The 18,933-nt window shown below is 70.8% G+C and carries 21 protein-coding genes; 3 read left to right on the forward strand and 18 right to left on the reverse strand.

The window, feature by feature from the left end; translation table 11 throughout:
- Positions 1 to 9: 9 nt before the first annotated feature.
- Positions 10 to 465, reverse strand: a complete 456-nt coding sequence (locus tag AC07RM_RS12155) for a hypothetical protein (RefSeq protein ID WP_495334607.1) — start codon at positions 463 to 465, stop codon at positions 10 to 12.
- Positions 466 to 593: 128 nt separating this feature from the next.
- Between AC07RM_RS12155 and AC07RM_RS12160 the strand changes: the two genes are divergently transcribed.
- The gene (locus AC07RM_RS12160) at positions 594 to 1,505 is read left to right on the forward strand and encodes a bestrophin family protein (RefSeq protein ID WP_495334608.1); all 912 of its coding nucleotides are present in this window, start codon (positions 594 to 596) and stop codon (positions 1,503 to 1,505) included.
- 16 nt (positions 1,506 to 1,521) lie between these two features.
- Here AC07RM_RS12160 and AC07RM_RS12165 read toward each other — a convergent pair whose 3' ends face one another.
- The 4 genes from AC07RM_RS12165 to AC07RM_RS12180 form a co-directional block, all read right to left on the reverse strand.
- Positions 1,522 to 2,496, reverse strand: coding sequence for a Bug family tripartite tricarboxylate transporter substrate binding protein (locus tag AC07RM_RS12165; protein WP_495334609.1), 975 nt, complete (start codon positions 2,494 to 2,496; stop codon positions 1,522 to 1,524).
- Positions 2,497 to 2,523: 27 nt separating this feature from the next.
- Positions 2,524 to 2,841 carry an NIPSNAP family protein gene (locus AC07RM_RS12170; RefSeq protein WP_398491980.1) on the reverse strand — a complete coding sequence of 106 codons (318 nt, stop codon included), beginning with the start codon at positions 2,839 to 2,841 and terminating at the stop codon, positions 2,524 to 2,526.
- Between the two features lie 82 nt (positions 2,842 to 2,923).
- Positions 2,924 to 3,388 (reverse strand): cupin domain-containing protein, encoded by a 465-nt coding sequence (locus AC07RM_RS12175; RefSeq protein WP_495334610.1) that lies wholly within the window; start codon positions 3,386 to 3,388, stop codon positions 2,924 to 2,926.
- Between the two features lies 1 nt (position 3,389).
- Positions 3,390 to 4,067 (reverse strand): polysaccharide deacetylase family protein, encoded by a 678-nt coding sequence (locus AC07RM_RS12180; protein ID WP_495334611.1) that lies wholly within the window; start codon positions 4,065 to 4,067, stop codon positions 3,390 to 3,392.
- A gap of 149 nt (positions 4,068 to 4,216) precedes the next feature.
- On the opposite strand from AC07RM_RS12180, the gene AC07RM_RS12185 reads away from it, so the two are divergent.
- Positions 4,217 to 5,170 (forward strand): LysR family transcriptional regulator, encoded by a 954-nt coding sequence (locus tag AC07RM_RS12185; RefSeq protein WP_093353091.1) that lies wholly within the window; start codon positions 4,217 to 4,219, stop codon positions 5,168 to 5,170.
- A gap of 10 nt (positions 5,171 to 5,180) precedes the next feature.
- Here AC07RM_RS12185 and AC07RM_RS12190 read toward each other — a convergent pair whose 3' ends face one another.
- Positions 5,181 to 6,017 carry a helix-turn-helix transcriptional regulator gene (locus AC07RM_RS12190; protein ID WP_495334612.1) on the reverse strand — a complete coding sequence of 279 codons (837 nt, stop codon included), beginning with the start codon at positions 6,015 to 6,017 and terminating at the stop codon, positions 5,181 to 5,183.
- Between the two features lie 93 nt (positions 6,018 to 6,110).
- Between AC07RM_RS12190 and AC07RM_RS12195 the strand changes: the two genes are divergently transcribed.
- Positions 6,111 to 7,004 (forward strand): SDR family oxidoreductase, encoded by an 894-nt coding sequence (locus AC07RM_RS12195; protein ID WP_495334613.1) that lies wholly within the window; start codon positions 6,111 to 6,113, stop codon positions 7,002 to 7,004.
- A gap of 4 nt (positions 7,005 to 7,008) precedes the next feature.
- Here AC07RM_RS12195 and AC07RM_RS12200 read toward each other — a convergent pair whose 3' ends face one another.
- From AC07RM_RS12200 to hppD, 12 genes are all read right to left on the reverse strand, one after another.
- Positions 7,009 to 8,118: a M14 family metallopeptidase gene (locus tag AC07RM_RS12200; protein WP_495334614.1), complete on the reverse strand. Its 1,110-nt coding sequence runs from the start codon at positions 8,116 to 8,118 to the stop codon at positions 7,009 to 7,011.
- Positions 8,119 to 8,143: 25 nt separating this feature from the next.
- On the reverse strand, positions 8,144 to 9,448 hold the full coding sequence (locus AC07RM_RS12205) for an MFS transporter (RefSeq protein ID WP_495320472.1): 1,305 nt from the start codon (positions 9,446 to 9,448) through the stop codon (positions 8,144 to 8,146).
- A 24-nt stretch (positions 9,449 to 9,472) separates the two neighbouring features.
- The gene (locus AC07RM_RS12210) at positions 9,473 to 9,832 is read right to left on the reverse strand and encodes a RidA family protein (protein ID WP_495334615.1); all 360 of its coding nucleotides are present in this window, start codon (positions 9,830 to 9,832) and stop codon (positions 9,473 to 9,475) included.
- The gene (locus tag AC07RM_RS12215; RefSeq protein WP_495334616.1) at positions 9,829 to 11,004 is read right to left on the reverse strand and encodes an alpha-hydroxy acid oxidase; all 1,176 of its coding nucleotides are present in this window, start codon (positions 11,002 to 11,004) and stop codon (positions 9,829 to 9,831) included. The genes AC07RM_RS12210 and AC07RM_RS12215 overlap by 4 nt, the downstream gene beginning before the upstream one ends.
- 125 nt (positions 11,005 to 11,129) lie before the next feature.
- Positions 11,130 to 11,924, reverse strand: coding sequence for an ABC transporter ATP-binding protein (locus AC07RM_RS12220; RefSeq protein WP_495334617.1), 795 nt, complete (start codon positions 11,922 to 11,924; stop codon positions 11,130 to 11,132).
- Positions 11,918 to 12,844 (reverse strand): ABC transporter permease, encoded by a 927-nt coding sequence (locus tag AC07RM_RS12225; protein ID WP_495334618.1) that lies wholly within the window; start codon positions 12,842 to 12,844, stop codon positions 11,918 to 11,920. The genes AC07RM_RS12220 and AC07RM_RS12225 overlap by 7 nt, the downstream gene beginning before the upstream one ends.
- Before the next feature lie 18 nt (positions 12,845 to 12,862).
- Positions 12,863 to 13,828 (reverse strand): ABC transporter substrate-binding protein, encoded by a 966-nt coding sequence (locus AC07RM_RS12230; RefSeq protein WP_495334969.1) that lies wholly within the window; start codon positions 13,826 to 13,828, stop codon positions 12,863 to 12,865.
- Between the two features lie 161 nt (positions 13,829 to 13,989).
- Positions 13,990 to 15,369: an FAD-binding oxidoreductase gene (locus AC07RM_RS12235; protein ID WP_495334619.1), complete on the reverse strand. Its 1,380-nt coding sequence runs from the start codon at positions 15,367 to 15,369 to the stop codon at positions 13,990 to 13,992.
- Positions 15,366 to 16,346: a fumarylacetoacetate hydrolase family protein gene (locus AC07RM_RS12240; RefSeq protein ID WP_495334620.1), complete on the reverse strand. Its 981-nt coding sequence runs from the start codon at positions 16,344 to 16,346 to the stop codon at positions 15,366 to 15,368. Before AC07RM_RS12240 ends, AC07RM_RS12235 begins: the two co-directional genes overlap by 4 nt.
- On the reverse strand, positions 16,343 to 17,521 hold the full coding sequence (locus tag AC07RM_RS12245) for a homogentisate 1,2-dioxygenase (RefSeq protein WP_495334621.1): 1,179 nt from the start codon (positions 17,519 to 17,521) through the stop codon (positions 16,343 to 16,345). The genes AC07RM_RS12240 and AC07RM_RS12245 overlap by 4 nt, the downstream gene beginning before the upstream one ends.
- Positions 17,522 to 17,528: 7 nt before the next feature.
- A complete protein-coding gene (locus tag AC07RM_RS12250; RefSeq protein ID WP_495334622.1) occupies positions 17,529 to 17,852 on the reverse strand; it encodes a YciI family protein in 324 nt (107 codons plus the stop codon).
- Positions 17,853 to 17,856: 4 nt separating this feature from the next.
- On the reverse strand, positions 17,857 to 18,921 hold the full coding sequence (gene hppD, locus AC07RM_RS12255; RefSeq protein ID WP_398491958.1) for a 4-hydroxyphenylpyruvate dioxygenase: 1,065 nt from the start codon (positions 18,919 to 18,921) through the stop codon (positions 17,857 to 17,859).
- Positions 18,922 to 18,933 lie beyond the last annotated feature (12 nt).

An 18,933-nucleotide genomic window follows, 5' to 3' on the forward strand; every position in this document is an offset into this window, starting at 1 on the left:
CGCGGCGCCTCAGCCGCCCGCCGGCCGCGCCCTGCGCTCGAACATCGGCACCGTCACGCCCTTGGCCTCGCTGCCGTCGGCCTTCCACACGAGCGTGTCGGCCGGGAACTCGTCCTTGCGCGTCATCGCATCGACCTTGGACGCGACCAGCGCCACGGCCTCCTTGACCTCGGGATTCCACGCGAAGACGCCCGCGCGGCCATACCAGACCACCGGCGTGGCGGCGTCGAGGCGGCGGTCGGGGCACATGGTGATGCGGCGCTGCGCGAGCACACGCAAGGCACCGACGCCCACGGCGCGGATGCCGGGCCGCGTGCGCTCGGCGGAGTGGCCCGGACACACGAGCGCCGCCTGCTCGATCGCGTTGTCATAGACCTGGGCATCGCTCTGTGCGTGGGCCTGGACGGCGACGAGGGCGCCGAGCAGGGCGAGGCCGGAAACCGGCCATGAGAGACGGTGTTGCATGCGTATCTTCCTCCTGGTTCATTCATCGGTCGACGAACAGATCGCCGGATGCATTCTTGCAAACACCGCGCGGGCCGCCTGTAGGCCGACGACGCACCGGCCGCGGCGCTGGCGATAATGGCCGCCCCATGATCGTCCGCCCCCGTCCCCACTGGCTGCGCATGCTGTTCGTCTGGCACGGCTCGGTGCTGTCGTCGATCGTGCCGCAACTGCTGTGGACCACCGGCTTCGCGATCCTCGTGACCGTGCTGCATGGCCGGCTGTTCCAGTGGAAGGTGCCGCTGAACTTCGTGCCCTTCTCGCTGATCGGCCTCACGCTCGCGATCTTCCTGGGCTTTCGCAACGGCACGAGCTACGCGCGCTACTGGGAGGCGCGCACGCTCTGGGGCACGTTGCTCAACGAGACGCGCACGCTGGTGCGCCAGTTGATCACGCTGCTGCCTTCGCGCGAAGGCATCGCGCTGCCGGTCGCCCGGCTCATCGCCTTCGCGCATGCGCTGCGGCATCAGCTGCGCGGCACCGATGCCTCGGCCGACCTCGCGCGCCTGCTGCCGGAAGAGGACTGCGCACGCCTGCGAACGGTGCGCTTCAAGCCCGCCGTGCTGCTGCTGATGGTCGGCGAATGGCTGCAGGCGCAGCGCCTGCAGGGCCGGCTCGCGCCCGAGCTCGCGCAGGCCATCGAGCTGCCGCTGGGCCGGCTCACCGAGGCACTGGGCGGCTGCGAGCGCATCGCGGGCACGCCGATCCCGTTCACCTACGCGGTCATCATCCACCGCACCATCTACCTCTATTGCGTGCTCCTACCCTTCGGGCTGGTCGATGCGATCGGCGCGATGACGCCGGTGGTGGTGGCCTTCATCGCCTACACCTTCTTCGCGCTCGAAGCGCTCGGCGCGGAGATCGAGGAGCCCTTCGGCGTGGAGCCCAACGACCTCGCGCTCGATGCGATGTCGCACACCATCGAGGCAAGCGTGCGCGAGATGATGGGCGAGACGCTGCCGGAGCCAAGCGCGAAGGGTCAGGGGTACGTGCAGACCTAGGCGACGGGCCCTTCGCTCAATCGAGACGGATGTTCTTGTCGCGGATCAGCTGGCGCCAGCGCACCGACTCGCGCCGGACCTCCGCCGCCATCTGCTCGGGCGTCGAGACGACGGGCTCGGCATAGGCGAGCCGCAGTTTCTCGATCAGCGCGGGATCGCGGCTCGCCCGGGTGATCTCCTCGTTCAGGCGAACGACGATCTCGCGCGGCGTCTTCGCGGGCGCCCAGAAGCCCTGGAAGCTCGCGACGTCGGCACCGGGCACGAGCTCGGCAATGTTCGGCACCTCGGGCGTCGCGGGGTTTCGCTGGCCGTAGCCCCAGACCGCGAGCGCCCGCACGCGGCCCTCTTTCATGAAGGGAATGGCATTCGCAGCCGGCTCCCAGACCAGCGGAACGGTGCCGGCCGCCACGTCGGTGAGCGCGCCGCCCTTGTAGGGCACGTGGAGCATCTCGACCTTCTCCTGCGCGAGCACCAGCTCCATGACCAGGTGCGGAAAGCCACCGAGCCCGTACGAGGCATAGCTGTACCTGCCGGGCGCCGCGCGCGCCAGCGCCATCGCTTCCTGCAGCGTCCTGGCCGGGAAGTCCTTGGCGGTCACTAGGTACAGGCCGTTGCGCACCGTCTGCGCGACGGGCGCGAAGTCCTTGTCGACATCGAAGGGCAGCCGGGCGAAGGCGTGTGGGTTGCTCACGAAGGAGTTCGAGACCGCGTAGAGCAGCGTGTAGCCGTCGGCCGGCGCCTTGGCCACCGTGTCCTGCGCGATGTTGCCGGTGGCGCCGGGCTTGTTGTCCGCCACCACCGGCTGCCCGAGCGCCTTCGACAGCTTCTCGCCGTACATGCGCGCGATCACGTCCGCGGCCAGGCCGGCGGGCAGGCCGATGACGATGCGGATGGGCCGTGTCGGCCAGTTCGCCTGGGCGGTGGCCGCGACGCTCGCCAGCGCGAGCACGCCCACGATCAGCAGCCGCCGAACGGAAAGGGAATGGCTCATGTCTGTCTCCTGGGCTCTGGTGGCCGCTCAATAGCTCGGGCTGAACGTCGCGGGTTTCAGGAGCTTCGACTCCTGCGTCTCGATGAAGCGGAAGATCTTCGGCGCGTACGCCTGCCACTGCGGATCAGCCGACAGGGCGGCGCGGCGCCGGTCGCGGTCCGCGAGGTCGTCGTAGGCCCACAGGTGGACGATCTCGTTGAGCGGTCCGAACTCGGTGTGGAAGTAGCCGACCATGCGGCCCAGGTGCTGGCGCTGCAGCGCCAGCCCACCCTCGTGCTCGTAGGTGTGGAGGTAGTCGCGCACGGTGCCCGCGCGCACGCGGTAGGTGCGTTGTTCGACGATCATCGGTGGTCCTTTTCTCGGGGCGTGCGTGTCCCCGCGGCGCCGGCGCGAGGCCTGGCATCGCTGCAGGACGACGCGGGTCGCGTCAGTGCGGCGCGGGGAAGTTGGTGTCGTGCTTCTCGCTGATCAGCGCGACCTTCTCGCCCAAAAAGCCGGGGCCCGCCAGCGCGGAGATTTCCCTGAAGTAGCGGTCCTGCCCGCCCGGCATGCTCCAGTCGAGCATGCGCGCCGTGGTGGTTCCGACGTTCCGGAAGCGATGAACGACGCCACGCGGCAGATAGACGATGGTGCCGGCGCCGACCGTGCGCGTGATGTCGCCGGCGGTCACTTCGTAGCGGCCTTCGACGATGAAGAAGCACTCTTCCTGCGTGAAGTGCAGATGGTCGGGCGGGCCCTCGCCAGGCCGGTGGCAGGCCATGATCACCGAGAGCCTGCCGCCCGTCTGTTCGCTGCCGAGCAGCACCTGCATGTCGAGGCCGAAGGGACGGATCGCCTCGGCCTCCTCGGGCGTGACGATGACCGCGCCGGTCTTCGAGGGTTCGTTCTGCATGTCATGTCTCCTGGGGAAATGAAGAGGGCTGGCCGTTCGACACGAAGGTCTCCATGGGATGCACGGGCACGCCCCGCACCAGCGGCACGCAGTCCGGCGGGAATTCCTGCCGGAAGCGGAAGCCTTCGGCCAGGGCCTGTTCGATGTAGGGCTCCAGCCGCGTCATCGCGCCGGTCTCGTAGTCGTGCAGCACGCTGAGGGTCCAGTCCTGTTCGCGTGCCTGCGCGAGCGCCGTCCGCGGCCAGCCTTCGGGGTCGTCCCAGTCGCGCGGGATCGAGTTCCAGAGCACGCAGGTGAATCGCCCCTCGCGCAGGAACGCGAGCGCCTCGCGGCTCAGCAGATGGGGACCGAGGACGCCACCGCCACCGAAGGGCCGGAACAGCCTGTCGGGATGCGACAGCTCGCCGATCAGGTCCTGCGTGCGGCCGATCTCCTGCCGCGGCGCGAAGGGATCCGACGACGCGCCAAGCGGGACATCGTGCGTGTAGGTGTGGTTGCCGATCCAGTGGCCTTCCTCCCTCGCCCGGCAGGCGAGTGCGCGGCCTTCCTTCGAGCCCAGGTTCTGGCCGAGCACGAAGAAGGTCGCGCGGATGCCGTGGCGCTCAAGCACGTCCAGCACGTGGGGCGTCACGGCCGAGGCCGGGCCGTTGTCGAACGTGAGCGTGATCGAGCGGCTCATCGGCCGGGCGCGCATGCGCGGTGTGGGTTCAATCTCTTGTCTCCTTCGGTGTCGCGGGGAAGCTGGCGCAATGATCGGCATCGAGGTCGCTACGCACAATATGGAAACGAAAGAAGATACTTTTTCCAGATTCGATGCAATGATCGGCCATGCCCGACTTCCTGAACCAGGCCAGCGTGCTGTCGCTGCGCTGCTTCGTGGCGGTGGTGAACGCCAACAGCTTCACGACCGCTGCGCGCCAATTGCGCATGGCGCCCTCCTCGGTCACCAAGCACCTGCAACTGCTAGAGCGCGCAACCGGCGCCGCGCTGGTTCACCGCACCACGCGACGCATCAGCGTCACCGATGCGGGCGAGGCCTTCTACGCGCGCTGCGTGGACATCCTCGAGCAGCTCGAGGGCGCCGTGGCCGGCATCGCGGGCGAGCAGGCGGCCGGCGGCCACCTGCGCGTGACGGCACCGCCCTCCTTCGCCTCCGCGGTCGTCGCGCCGGCGCTGCCTAAATTCCTCGAGAGCCATCCCGGTGCCACCGTGGACCTCGTGGTCAACAGCAACGTACCCGATCTCGTGCGCGAGCGGGTCGATCTCGCGCTGTTCATCGGCGAGGAGCTACCGACCAAGCAGGCACAGCTGGTGCTGGCCCAGAGCCCGCAGGTCCTGTGCGCATCGCCCCACTACCTGAAGTCGCACGGCACGCCGCGCTCGGTCGACGATCTCGCGCGGCATCGCTGCCTGTGCCCGCGCTTCTCGGAGGTCGCCGAAACCTGGCACCTGGAGGTCAAGGGCCAGTGGCAATCGATCCGGCCGCAGGCCGTGCTGTTATCGGACAACGGCGATGCGCTGCGCAGCGCCTGCGTGGCGGGCGCGGGCATCGGCAACTTCTACCGCTTCCATGTGGCCGAGCACCTGGCGCGCGGCACGCTCGTGGAGGTGCTGCCCAGGAACCCGCTGCGCGCCAAGACGATCTACGCGGTGCTGCCCCACCGCAGCATGATCCGGCCCCTGGTGCGCAGCTTCACGGCCTTCGTGCGCGAGGCCGTCGAGCAGGCCTTGCAGGACACGCAGCCGCCGCGCAGGAAGGCTCGCGCGGCAGCCGCGCGATGAAGCCGCCCCTTCAGACCAACGCCCCGATCCTCTGCGCATCCCCCGGCGTCGTCGGGTTGTAGACCACCAGGCTGAGGTCCGGCCGCCCATCGACCGCGAACGACGAGTACTCGAAGGCCAGTGGCCCGAGCACCGGATGGCGGATGTGCTTGACCGCCTCGCCGTGCACGCCGACCACGTCGTTGTCGCGCCACATCGCGTCGAACTCGGGGCTCAGCCGGCAGAGCTCCTCGACCAGCGGCTGCACCAGCGCCGCGGCGCCGGCGCGGGTGGCGTCGGCGCGGAAGGCTCCGAGCGCGAAGCGCGCCACGCTCTGCCAGTCGTACTGCGCGGCACGTGCGCGCGGGTCGAGGAAGATGAAGCGCAGGATGTTGCGCTGCCCGGGCGGCAGCAGGCCGTAGTCCACGAGCATCACGCTCGAGGCGCGGTTCCATGCCACCACGTCCCAGGTCGCGGTGCGCATCAGCGCGGGACAGGGATGCAGCGCATCGAGCACGCGCTGCAGCCGCGGCGTGACGCCCTCGGGCTGGCGATAGCGCACCTCGGGCGGCCGGCCCAGGCCCAGCAGGTAGAGGTGCTCGCGCTCGATCTCGGTGAGCACCAGCGCCTGGGCGATGCGCTCGAGCACCTCGGCCGAGGGCGCGCCGCCGCGGCCCTGTTCGAGCCAGGTGTACCAGGTGGCGCTGATGTGGGCGCGCTGCGCGACCTCCTCGCGGCGCAGGCCGGGCGTGCGACGACGGTCCGGCGAATAGCCGAAGACCGTTGGATCGAGCCGGGCGCGGCGATCCTTCAGGTAGTTGCCCAGGGCATTGCCGTCCGCCGGATTGCCGTTTGCCATTGCGCTCATGCTGTTAGCCGCCATACCACGATAACGTCACTACTTTACCGGGATGGGTCGCGGTCCGAGACTGGCCTCCAACCCAACCTGGAGATCTTTCCCATGCGAGTGTTCGTCACCGGCGCGACCGGTTTCATCGGCCTGCCCGTCGTCAAGGAACTGGTGGCGGCCGGCCACCGGGTGATCGGCCTGAGCCGTTCACAGGAGAAGGCGGCCGCCTTGCAGGCCGCCGGCGCCGAGGTGCTGCACGGCACCCTGGAGGACGCCGGCAGCCTGCGCGCCGGCGTGGAGCGCGCTGACGGCGTGATCCACCTGGCCTTCAACCACGACTTCTCGCGCTTCGTTCAGAACTGCGAGGACGACCGCCGGGTCATCGATGCGCTGGCCGCCGCGCTCGCGGGTTCCGATCGCCCGCTGGTCGTCACTTCCGGCACCGGCATCGCCAACACGGTGGCGGGCCAGCCGGCGAAGGAAGACCATCCGACCGTGGGCGCCGACACGCATCCGCGCGCGGCCTCGGAGGAAGCGGCCCATGCCGCCGGCAAGGCGCATGGCGTGAACGTGTCGATCGTGCGGCTGCCGCAGGTGCACGACACGGCGCGCCAGGGCCTGATCAGCCCGTTGATCGAGATGTACCGCGACAAGGGCGCCTGCGCCTATGTCGGCGACGGCCTCAACCGCTGGCCCGCGGCGCATGTGCTCGACGTGGCGCGGCTCTTCAGGCTCGCTCTCGAGAAGGCAGCGCCGGGCGCGAAGTACCACGCGGTGGCCGAGGAAGGCGTGGCGATGCGCGAGATCGCCGAGGCGCTCGGGCGACGGCTGCAACTGCCGGTTCGCTCCCTCGCGCCCGAGGAAGCACCGGGCTTCTTCGGCTGGCTCGCGATGTTCGCGGGGCTGGACCTGCCCGCGTCGAGCGCGTGGACGCGCGAGACCCTGGGATGGCAGCCGACGGGGCCGGCGTTGATCGCCGACCTGGAGCGGCTGCGGACGGCCTGAACGATCAGGCCTCGCGCAAGCCCTGCAGCGTCTGCAGCAGCACCACGCGCGTCTGCCCCAGCACCGTGCCCTTCCACTCGTCGTTGTCGCAGTAGAAGGCATCGCGCAGCTGCTGGCGAATCTCTCGCCGCTGCGACTCGGGCGCGTCCGGATGGCGGCGCAGCCAGGTGTCGGCACTGAGCCGCAACAGCATGTCGTCGATGGGAATGGTGCCGAACTCTAGGCCCATGGGCGCGATGCGCGCCCGTGGGCATTCGTCGTAGGCGGCGGAAACCACAGGCCCCGACACATGCGCGGACACGGAGTCCTCGCCAAACAGCGCGAAGACGTCGGCACCCCACCAGGCGCGCGCGAGCGCGAGGTCCTCGGGCGCGTTGCGGCCCGGGTAGACCTTCTCGCCGTGGCCGTAGGGGCCGAGGCCCGTGTGCACGTCGATCCAGCCGATGTGGGTGGCCGAGGCCGCGTACTTGCGCAGGATCGCGCGGATGGTCCTGTTGCTCCACGAGGGCGCGGTGCCGCCGTAGAACAGGCCGTCGGGCGAGACGTACTGGCCCTTGGTGACGGCGGCGCGAAAGGCGCGCATGCCGTGCTGGTCGATGTAGGCAGCCACGGCCGCCTCGTCGGCCGGCGTCGGCGGCCAGCTCGCGGGCAGCACCAGCGGTTCGACGTCGGTGTACTCGGCGTTCACCGGCAGCGGCGCGCCGAAGTCGATGTGGTTGCGGTTGAGGTCGATGTTGTCCTCGTTGGTGCGGTGCAGGTGCGAGAAGCCGTGCGGGTTGACGGCATGCACCAGCAGCAGCGCGACGCCGGCCTGCTCAAGCCGCGCGAGCAGGTCGTCGTCGTGCAGGGTCGCGACCTGCGTGCCAGAGCCGCAGAAGCCTTCGGGGCCGTGCGTGCCCGAGGTCACGAGCAGCAGCTTCTTCGCGTCGACGGCGCCGAGCAGTGCGACGTCGGTCGCGAGTTCCTCGCCGAGGGCGCCGCGGTGGGCCTCGTTGACGAAGGATTCGATCGACGCGCCGCGAGCGCGCGCGGCCTCGAGGAACTTGGCGCGGGCCTCGACATAGGTGCCCGAGAAATGCCGCGTGGCGGCGCTGCTGTGATTGGATGTGGTCATGAAAAACTTCGAAGAGGCGAGCGTTTCAGGCGTGCGCACCCGCCGCGTCGATGTCGCGGCCCGTATGGTCGCGCAGCCAGATCAGCCCCAGCAAGGAGACCGCGGTCATCGCGACCAGGTACCACGCCGGCGCGAGCTTGCTGCCGGTGGCGTTGAGCAGCCAGGTGCTGATGAAGGGCGCGAAGCCGCCGAACAGCGCCACGCCCACGCTGTAGACCAGCGACATGCCGCTGGCACGCACGGCCTTCGGGAACATCTCGGGCAGCATCGTGATGCTCGGCGCGGTCTGGCCCACGAGGCCCAGGCTCAGCACGCCGAGCACGGTGAACAACACCGCCGGTGTGGGCGAGGCGTTGAGCCAGAGGAAGCCCGGGTAGATCAGCAGTACGAGGAAGACGCGGCTCCACAGGATCAGCGGCTTGCGCCCCACGCGGTCCGACAGCGCACCGACCAGCGGCGACACCACGAACAGGATCAGGCCCGTGATCGCCGCGCCGAACAGCGCCACCGAAGGCGCGAGCCCCAGCTCGCGCACCGCGTAGGTCGGCATGTAGAAAGTGATCACGTAGGCGGCCGTGGTGCCGCCCACCATGGTGAGGATGGCCGCGAGCACCGTGCCGCCATGCTGCGTGCAGACGATCCGCAGGCTGCTCTCGCGCGGCTTCGCGCTCGCATCGGGCGCGATCTCGAGCGACTCGTGAAGGTGGCGGCGGATGTACATGCCCACCGGCGCGATCAGCATGCCGATGAAGAAGGGGACGCGCCAGCCCCAGCTTTCCATGGACTGCGGCGACAGCGTGAAGGTCAGCGTGCCCACCACCACCGCGCCGAGCATCACGCCCAGGCCCTGGCTCGCGAACTGCCAGCTCGCCATGTAGCCGCGGTTGCGCGGCGTGGCGTGCTCCACCAGCAGCGTGGTGGAAGCACCGACCTCGCCGCCGGCCGAGAAGCCCTGGATCAGCCGCGCCAGCACGATCAGCACCGGCGCCGCGACGCCGATGCTCGCGTAGGTGGGCGTGAAGGCGATCACCGCGCAGCCGAGCGCCATCAGGAAGATGGTCAAGGTCATGGCCTTCTTGCGCCCCGCGCGGTCGGCATAGGCGCCAATCACGATGCCGCCCAGCGGCCGCATGATGAAGCCGACGCCGAAGGTCGCGACCGTGAGCAGCAGCTGGCCGTAGCCGCTGAAGGTGGGAAAGAACAGCTTGCCGATCACCAGCGCGAGAAAGCCGTAGACGGTGAAGTCGAAGATCTCGAGGCCGTTGCCAATGGTGGTGGCGACGATGGTCTGGCGCCGGCTGATGGCGGTGTGCGCGGGGGTTGTGCTCATGGGCGTCGAGGGAGGGAAGGAATGTCAGTCGGTGCCGGTGGCGGCGATCACGGCCACCTCGACCAGCAGCGCGGGCAGCGCGAGCCGCGCACCCACGGTCGCGCGCGCCGGTGCGCATCCTGGCGGCAGCCAGTCGGTCCACGCGCGGTTCATCTCGGCGAAGCCGTCGGTGTCGGCGAGCCAGATGGTGGCGCTCAGCAGCCTCGACTTGTTCGAGCCCGCCTGAGCCAGCAGCGCGTCGATGCGCCGCAGGATGCGCGCCATCTGTTCGCCCACGGTCGCCGCGGGCTGCACCAGGTCCACCTGGCCGGAGAGATAGACGATGCCGCCATGCACCACGGCCTGGCTCATGCGTTCGTCGGTGTGCAGTCGTTCGATAGTCATGCCGTCTCCTTTTGCGGCGTCACGGGCGCGGCCCCGCGCACCATGTGGGCGCCGATCGACGCCACGCTGCCGGCGCCCATCAGGCACTGGCAGACCTCGAATTCCTCCTTGAGCAGGGCCAGCGCCCTCGCAACGGCCGGCTCGCCGCCCGAGGCGACCGCGTAGAGCGTGGGCCGCCCGATCTGCACGGCCGTGGCGCCGAGCGCGAGCGCGCGCGCGATGTCACTGCCGGTGCGCACGCCGCTGTCCAGCAGCAGCGGCAGGCGGCCGCCGGTCTCGCTCGCGAACTCGGGCAGGATCTCGATCGGCGCGACGGCACCGTCGAGCTGCCGCCCGCCGTGGTTGCTGATCACGATGGCATCGACGCCGAGCTGCTGCGCGCGGCGGCCCTGCGCGGGATCGAGCAGGCCCTTGACGATCAGCTTGCCGGGCCAGCGTTCGCGCACCCAGGCGATGTCGTCCCAGCCCAGCGAGGGATCGAGCTGGGCCTGCATGGTCTGCGCGATGGTGTGGGTGGCCTGCAGGCCGAGCTCGCCGGCCATCAGCTCGAGCCGTGGCGCGCCGGCGCGCAGCGAGCGCCAGGCCCAGCCGGGCCGCGCGAGCACGCTCGCGAGCTTGCGCGGGGTCCAGCGCAGCGGCAGGCTGAAGCCGTTGCGCTCGTCGCGCAGCCGCCGGCCCGCGACGGGGTTGTCCACGGTCACCTCGAGCGCCGCGAAGTCGAGGTCGCGCGCCCGGTCGATCAGGCGCGCGCTCATCGCGCGGTCGCGGAACACGTAGAGCTGGAACCAGGCGTTGCCCTGCGCCGCCTCGGCCACGGCTTCCATGGTCGCGGTGGCGGCCGTGCTCATCACGAACGGAATGCCGAAGGCGCGCGCGGCCCGCGCCAGGCAGCGATCGGCGCTGGGCCAGGCCGCGCCCGCCAGCCCGGTGGGCCCGATGATCAACGGCAGGGTCCACGCGCGGCCGAACAGCTGCATCGCGGTGCTGCGCTGCGAGACGTCGACCGGCGCGGAGCCGAGCAGCCGGACGCGGTCGAAGGCGCTGCGGTTGCCGCGCACGCTCGACTCGGAGCCCGCGCCGCCATCGATGTAGTCGAACACCATGCGCGGCAACGCGCGCCGGGCCAGTTCGCGGAAGTCGTCGATGCAGTGCGCTTGCAGGTAGTGGGTCATGGTCGAACGAAAATATTAAGCCGTCCAGCCGGCATATTTAATGGCGCTTTGGCCTTCGGCGCGCAGGCCGCGGCATGTTTCATGCGCCGTGCCGGCGGCGCGCGAAAGCCCGATGCGCGCAGGGTTCATCCGAGCAGCAGCGCGTCATCGGCCACCGCCTCGCCGCGCGTGCGCTCGAACAGTTGCAGCAGGTCGGGCACGTCCATGCCGGCGCGCTGCGATCCGCTCACGTCGAGCACGACGCGGCCCTCGTGCAGCATCAGCGTGCGCGAGCCATGGCTCAGGGCCTGTCGCATGCTGTGCGTGACCATCATCGCGGTGAGCTGCTGCTCCTCCACGATCCGCTGCGTGAGCGCGAGCACGAAGGCCGCGGTCTTCGGATCGAGCGCGGCCGTGTGCTCGTCGAGCAGCAGGATGCGCGAGGGCTTGAGCGAAGCCATCAGCAGGCTCACGGCCTGCCGCTGGCCGCCCGACAGCAATCCCATGCGGTCGTCGAGCCGCTGCTCGAGCCCCAGGTCGAGGCTGCGCAGCCGGTCGCGGAACAGCTCGCGCAGTTCGCCCCGCAGCGCCGCGCGCAGCCCGCGCCGCTCGCCGCGCCGCCAGGCCAGCGCGAGGTTCTCCTCGATGGTCAGCGCCTCGCAGGTGCCGGCCATCGGGTCCTGGAACACGCGCGCCACGAGCGCGCTGCGCTGCCAGGCGCTCAGGCGCGTGACCTCCACCTCGTCGATGAAGATGCGGCCGCTGTCGACCAGCAGGTCGCCGCTGAGCGCATTGAGCAAGGTCGACTTGCCGGCGCCGTTCGAGCCGATCACGGTGACGAACTCGCCGCGCGGAATCGTCAGGTCAAGCCCGCGCAGCGCGCGGTTCTCCATCGGCGTGCCCGCGTGGAAGGTCACGCGCAGGTCCAGTGCCTTCAGCATGCGCCGGCCTCCTTCTTCTTCGATGCGCCGAGGGCGCCGCGCCGCCGCGCCAGGAAACGCTTCGAGGCCGGCATCACGAGCGCGAGCGTCACCAGCACGGCCGTGACGAGGTTGAGGTCCTGCGCCTTCAGGCCGATGAAGTCGCTGTTGAGCGCCAGCGCCACCAGCATGCGATAGAGCACCGCGCCGACGACGCAGCCGAGCGTGGCCCAGGCGATGCTGCGCATGGGCAGCAGGGTCTCGCCGATGATCACGGCCGCCAGCCCGATCACGATGGTGCCGATGCCCATCGACACGTCGGCTCCGCCCTGCGATTGCGCGAACAGCGCGCCCGCCAGCGCCACGATGCCGTTGGACAGCGCGAGCGCGAACAGCGACAGCCGGTCGGTCGACACGCCCAGCGCGCGCGCCATCCGCGCGTTGCCGCCGGTGGCGCGCATGGCCAGGCCGGCCTCCGATCCGAAGTAGCGGTCGAGCGCGAACTTGACCGCCAGCGTGATGGCCAGCAGCACCAGCGCGGTGGTCCACGGCCCGGGCAGCGCCTCGAGCGGCGGCGTGTTGAACACCGTCGACGCGCCCAGCAAGGGCTCGTTGGGCTTGCCCATCACACGCAGGTTGATCGAATAGAGCGCGATCATCACGAGGATGCCCGCGAGCAGCTGCATGATCTTGAGCTTGACGTGCAGCCAGCCGGTCGTGAGGCCCGCGAGCGCGCCCGCGGCGAAGGCGGCCACCGTCGCGGCCAGCGGGTGCCAGCCGCCCACCAGCAGGGTCGCGGCCACCGCGCCGCCGAGCGGGAAGCTGCCGTCGACGGTCAGGTCGGGAAAGTTCACGACCCGAAACGAGATGAAGACGCCGAGCGCGACCAGCGCGAAGATCAGGCCCACCTCGAGCGAGCCCTGGAAAGCGATGAGGGACATCGATGCTCCGGCCCGCGCTCAGTCGATCACGCGGGTCGCGGACTTGAGCAGCGCATCGGACAGCGCCAGCCCCTGCCGCCGCGCCGCGGCCTGGTTCACGAACAGCTCCAGCGTCGGGCTCACCTGCGAGGCGATGCTGCCGGGCGCCTCGCCCTTGAGCACGCGCACCACCAGCTTGCCCGACTGGCGGCCGAGGTCGTGGTAGTTGGTGCCGATGCCCAGCGCCGCGCCGCGCGCCGCGAGCGAGGGGTCGGCCGCGATCAGCGGCACCCGGCCCTGGTCCGCCACCTTGGCCAGGGCCTCGAAGGCCGAGGTCACGTTGTTGTCGGTCGGCGCGTAGATCGCATCGACCTTGCCCACCAGGCTCTGGGCCGCGCTCGCCACGTCCACGGTGCGCGGCGCGGCACCCTCGATCACGCTCAGGCCGGCCGGCTGCGCGAGCTTCTTCAGCTGCGCGATCGCGGCGACGGAGTTGGCCTCGCCGGGGTTGTAGACCACGCCGATGCGCTTGGCAGTCGGCAACGCCTGGCGCAGCAGGGCCAGGTGCTTGTCGAGCAGCGGCAGGTCGGACACGCCCGTGACGTTGCCGCCCGTGGCCTCCCACGACTTGACCAGCTTCGCGGCGACCGGATCGGTCACGGCGCTGAACACGATCGGGATCTCGCGCGTCGCCGCGACCACGGTCTGCGCCGAGGGCGTGGACATCGCGACGATCACGTCGGGCCGGTCGCCGACGAACTTGCGCGCGATCTGGGCCGCGGTCGCGGTGTTGCCCTGCGCGCTCTGGTAGTCCAGCCGCAGGTTCTTGCCGACCACGTAGCCGGCCGCGGCGAGTTCCTCGACGATGCCCTGGCGCGCCGCATCGAGCGCGGGGTGGTCGACGATGGCCGTGACACTGACGCGCGCATCGGCGGCGTGCGCCGGCAGCGCGGCGAAAGGAGCGAGGACGAGCGCGAGCAGCGCCACCCGGAAGGGGCGTTTCATCATGGGGAGATCTCCAGGGGTTGAGGGGGTCGACGAACGCACAAGGTGTGAAGAAACCGTAGCGAGCGCCCCGAGGTCGCGCCGAGGACCGGAGCCGTACTCTGTACGGTGAGGACCGCAGGTGCGAAATCGGGGCGCGCAGTAGGTTTATTCACGCCTTGTCAGGGGAACCCGGTGACCTTGCCGGGATTCAGGATGCCGAGCGGATCGAGCGCGGCGCGCAGCGCCTGCATGACGCGAAAGCCACCGTCGGCCTCCTCGCGCAGGAACTCGACCTTGCCGTGGCCGATGCCGTGCTCGCCGGTGCAGGTGCCGCCGACCGCGAGCGCGCGCCGGATCATCCGCGCATAGGCGGCCTTCACGCGCGCTATCTCGGCGGCGTCCGACGGGTCCACCATGAAGCACAGGTGGAAGTTGCCGTCGCCGACATGGCCGCAGATCGGCGCGATCAGCCCTTCGGCCTGCACGTCCTGCTGCGCGGCCTCGATCTGGTCGGCCAGCTCGGAGATCGGCACGCAGACGTCGGTGGGCAGGCCTTCGGCGCCGGGGCGCAGGCCCTTGTTGGCCCACCAGATGTCGTGCCGCGCCTGCCACAGCCGGCTGCGGTCCTCGGGCCGGTGCGCCCACGCGAAGTCCTGGCCGCCATGCGAGGCCGCGATCTCGCGCACCACCTTCACCTGGTGCGCGACCTCGGGCTCGCTGCCGTGGAATTCGAAGAACAGCGTGGGTGCGACCGCCATGCCGAGCCGCGAGTAGCGGTTCACGGCCTCCACCTGCAGCGCGTCGAGCAGTTCGACGCGGCCGAGCTGCACGCCGCCCTGCAGCGTCTCGATCACGGTGTCGACCGCGGCGCGCAACGTGCCGAAGGCACAGGTGGCGGCCGCCACGTGCTCGGGCAGCGGATGCAGGCGCACGGTCGCCGCCGTCACGATGCCGAGCGTGCCCTCGGCGCCGACGAACAGGCGCGTGAGGTCGTAGCCGGCCGCGGACTTGCGCGCGCGCGTGCCGGTGCGGATCAGTTCGCCGTCGGGCAGCACCACCTCGAGCGCCATCACGTTCTCGCGCATGGTGCCGTAGCGCATGGCGTTGGTGCCCGAGGCGCGCGTGGACACCATGCCGCCGATCGATGCGTCCGCGCCCGGATCGACCGGAAATTGCAGGCCGGTGCCGTGCAGGTGCGCGTTGAGGCTCTTGCGCGTCACGCCGGCCTCGACGGTCGCGTCCATGTCGGCCGCGCGGACCTCACGGATGCGGTCCAGCCCGCGCGTGTCCAGGCTGATGCCGCCGCGCAGCGCCGCGATGTGGCCCTCGCAGGAGGTGCCGGTGCCGAAGGCGACGAGCGGCACGCGCCGCGCGGCGCAGGTGGCGACGATGCGCTGCACCTCGGCCACGTTCTGCGGAAACGCGACCGCGTCGGGCGGCATCACCGGATGGAAGGTGGTGTCGCGGCCGTGCTGGTCGCGCACGGCCGGCGCCGTGGACAGCCGCTCGCCGAGCCAGCCGCGCAGGTCGTCGATGCAGGCCAGGGTCGCATCGTTCATGCGGCCACCGCCTTCTGCTCGATGCGGCCGAACAGCTCGCGTCCGTCGTCGGTGTGGAACGACAGGCCCACGGTGTCGCCCGGCACCAGGTACGGCGCCAGCGCATCGGGCCCCTGCCCCGCGAGCTGCTGCAGCGTGCGCTGCTCGACGATGCAGGCCACGCCGCGCGATGCATCGCGGTTGGAGACCGTGCCGGCGCCGACGATGCTGCCCGCGCCGAGTCCGCGCGTGCGGGTGGCATAGCGCAGGATGTCGACGAAGCTGAAGTCCTGGTCATCGCCGGTGCGCAGCTCGCCGCGCACCTGGCCGTTGACCTCGACGCGCAGGCGGCCGAAGGCGCGGCCCTCGCGCCAGTCGGCGCCCAGCTCGTCGGGCGTGACGGCGAAGGGGCCGAAGGCGCTCGCGGGCTTGCCGTGGAAGAAGCCGAAGCCCTTGGCCAGTTCGCCCGGGATCAGCGCGCGCAGCGAAACGTCGTTGACCAGCACCAGCAGCCGGACCTGGGTCAGCGCCTGCTCGGGCGTGGGCGCGGGACCCAGGTCGCCGGTGATCACGGCCAGCTCGCCCTCGAGGTCGGCGCCCCAGGCCGGGTCGGCGGGGATGTCCTCGCACCAGGCGAGGTTGCGGTCCGACAGGCCCTGGTAGATGACGGGCTCGGTGCGCGCCGACGGCGGCATCTCGGCGCCGCGCGCGCGGCGCACGCGCTCCATGTGCGACAGGTAGCCGCTGGCATCGACCCACTGGTAGGCACGTGGCAGCGGCGCCAGCAGCGCCGCGAGTTCGAGCGGCTGGCCCGCCGCGGGCTCGGCGTCGAGCCGGGCTGCGGCCGCGCGCAGCAGCGGCGCCGCATGCTCCCAGTCGTCGAGCGCGGCCTGCAAGGTGGGCGCGGCCTCGGGCACCGCGAGGCAGCGCCGCGCATCGGCCGACACCACCACGAGCTGGCCGTCGCGCCGGCCGTTGTTCAGCGTCGCGAGCCTCATGCGGTCACCTGTTCGGTCCTGCCTTCGGGCGCATCGAGGTAGCCGCGCCAGGAGTCGGCATGCTCCGCGCGCTCGAAGGCCGCCATGCCCGGGCCGATGTCGAGCGGATCGCGCGCGTCGATGTTGATGGCGACCTCGTGCAGCTCGGTGCGCGGTGCCGACAGGCTGTTGCGATAGGCCGCGGGATGCGGCCCGTGCGGGAAGCCGGCGGGATGGAAGGTCATCGCGCCCGGCCCCATGCCGTCGCGGCTGAAGAAGCGGCCCGCGTGCAGGAACAGCAGCTCGTCGTAGTCGTCGTTCGAATGGAAGAACGGCACCTTGAGCGCCCCCGGGTCGGTCTCGGCCGGCCGCGGGCAGAAGGTGCAGACCGCCACGCGCTGCGTGAGGAAGGTGGTGTGGGCCGAGGGCGGCAGGTGGTAGCGCGCGCTGAGCACGGGTCGGATGTCGCGCCAGTTGAGACGCACCGGCGCGAGCGTGCCCTTCCAGCCCAGCGCGTCGAGCGGGTCGTGCGGATAGGTCAGCGTGGACACGCGGTGCCGCGCCTGGATGCGCACGGCCCATTCGCGCCGCGCGGCGTGCTGCTGCGCGACGAAGGCCTCGTCGAGCTGCGGCACGTCGAGCACGCCGGCATCGAACAGCGCATGCTCGCCGAGCAGCCCGCGCTCGGGCAGGCAGAAGCTGTCGCCCGTGGCTTCGAGCAGCAGCAGGAAGGACGGCGCCGCGGGCTCGTAGCGCCAGGCGGTGCCGCGCGGCAGCAGCAGGTAGTCGCCGTCGCGCAGGCGCAGGTGGCCGTAGTCGCAGTAGAGATCACCGCCGCCCTCGTGGACGAACAGCAGCTCGTCGCCGTCGGCGTTGCGCGCCAGGTGGCGCATGGGCGCGGAGGGCTTCCAGCAGCGCAGCCGCATGTGGGCATTGCCCGCGACCAGCGGCGCATCGAGCGGGCAGTCGAGGCCCTGCGCGGCGGCCGGCAGCTGGTTGAGGTCGTAGGCGCGCGGGCGGTGCGGACCGTCCCAGCGCAGCCAGGCCGTGGGCGCATGGCGGTGGTACATGTGCGTGGCCTGGCCGCCGAAGCCCTCGCGGCCGATCTCGCGCTCGTAGGTGCCGGGCGGGATGTCCGCGTGGGCCTGGCGCGAGGCGATGCCGGCGCGCACGGGAAGGACGATGGGTTTGTTCATGGACGGTTCACGGGCACTTGCGCAGTTCGGCCTGCAGGAATTCGGGCGTGTGGGGCGGGGTCATCTGGACCAGCGGCGTGAGCTCGACGGTGGCGAACAGGCCCGCGCGGTTGTAGGGCTCGGCGTCGATGAAGCGCCGCGCCTCGGCGCGCGAGGCGACCGACAGCGCGACCACCATGCCGGTCGGCTCGCGCGCATCGGCGTCGAGCAGCGCCGCGCCGAACACGGTGCGGGGCAGCCAGGCCAGCATGTGGCGGATGTGGTCGGCGCGCAGCGGCAGGCGGTCCTGCGCGCCGCCGGGGCGATAGAGGCAACGGACGAGCCAGGCCATGGTCTCAGTGCGCGTCCGCGCCGGCCTGCTCGCGCTTGATGGCCTCGAACAGCGCCTTGGCGTTGCCCTCGCCGAACGAGGTGTCGCCCTTGCGCTGGATGGCCTCGAAGAAGATCGGCCCGATCATCTTGCGCGTGAAGATCTGCAGCAGGAAGCGCGCACGCGCATCGGGGTTCTCGCCGGTGGCGGCGCCGTCGAGCAGCATGCCCAGCGACTTCATGCGCGCCACGTCCTCGCCATGGCCCGGCAGCCGCGTGTCGAGCGCGTCGTAGTAGGCCGCGGGCGTGGGCAGGAACTCCACGCCGGCACCGCGCAGTCGCTCCACGCTGGTGTAGAGGTCGTCGCTGAACAGCGCGATGTGCTGGATGCCCTCGCCGTTGTACTCGTCGATGAACTCCTGGATCTGCGAGCTGCGGCCCATGGGCGACACCACGGTCACGCAGGCGGTGCTCGCGGGATCGCGCACCGCGATCGTGTCGAAGCCGTTGCTGGCGTCACCGGCGACGAACTTGAACACCTCCTCGAAGCCGAAGATGTTCTTGTAGAAGTCCACCCACTGGGGCATGTTGCCCGGATGCACGCAGTGCGTGACGTGGTCGACGCGCACGAAGGGCGCGAAGGCCGCGCCGGTGTCGGGCACGGCGGCCGGATCGAATTCGAACTGCGCGTGCAGCGCCGCGAGCGCCGCGTCGTCGACCAGGTAGAGCGCGCTGCCGCCGATGCCCTGCAGCGCGCAGTCCGGCAGCAGCGAGGTCGCCGCCGCGTCGAGCGGTTGCGCGCCGCGCTCGCGCGCCAGCGCCATCGCACGCGCGCTGTCGGGCACGCGAAAGGCCATGCCGGCGCACGAGGGGCCATGGTGGGCGGCGAATCGCATCGCATGCCCATCGTGGCGCGTGCCGACGATGAACTCGACACCCGCCTGCCGCATCAGCAGCGCATGCCCCGCGCGGTGCCGCGCGACGGTGCGAAAGCCCATGCGCTCGAGCACGGCGGCCAGCGCCTGCGGGTCGGGACTTGCGAACTCCATGAACGCGGTGCCGAGCACCTCTGCACGTTCCTTCTGGGTCATTGAATTCTCCTG

The sequence above is a fragment of the Variovorax sp. GW821-FHT09B05 genome (assembly GCF_059418265.1).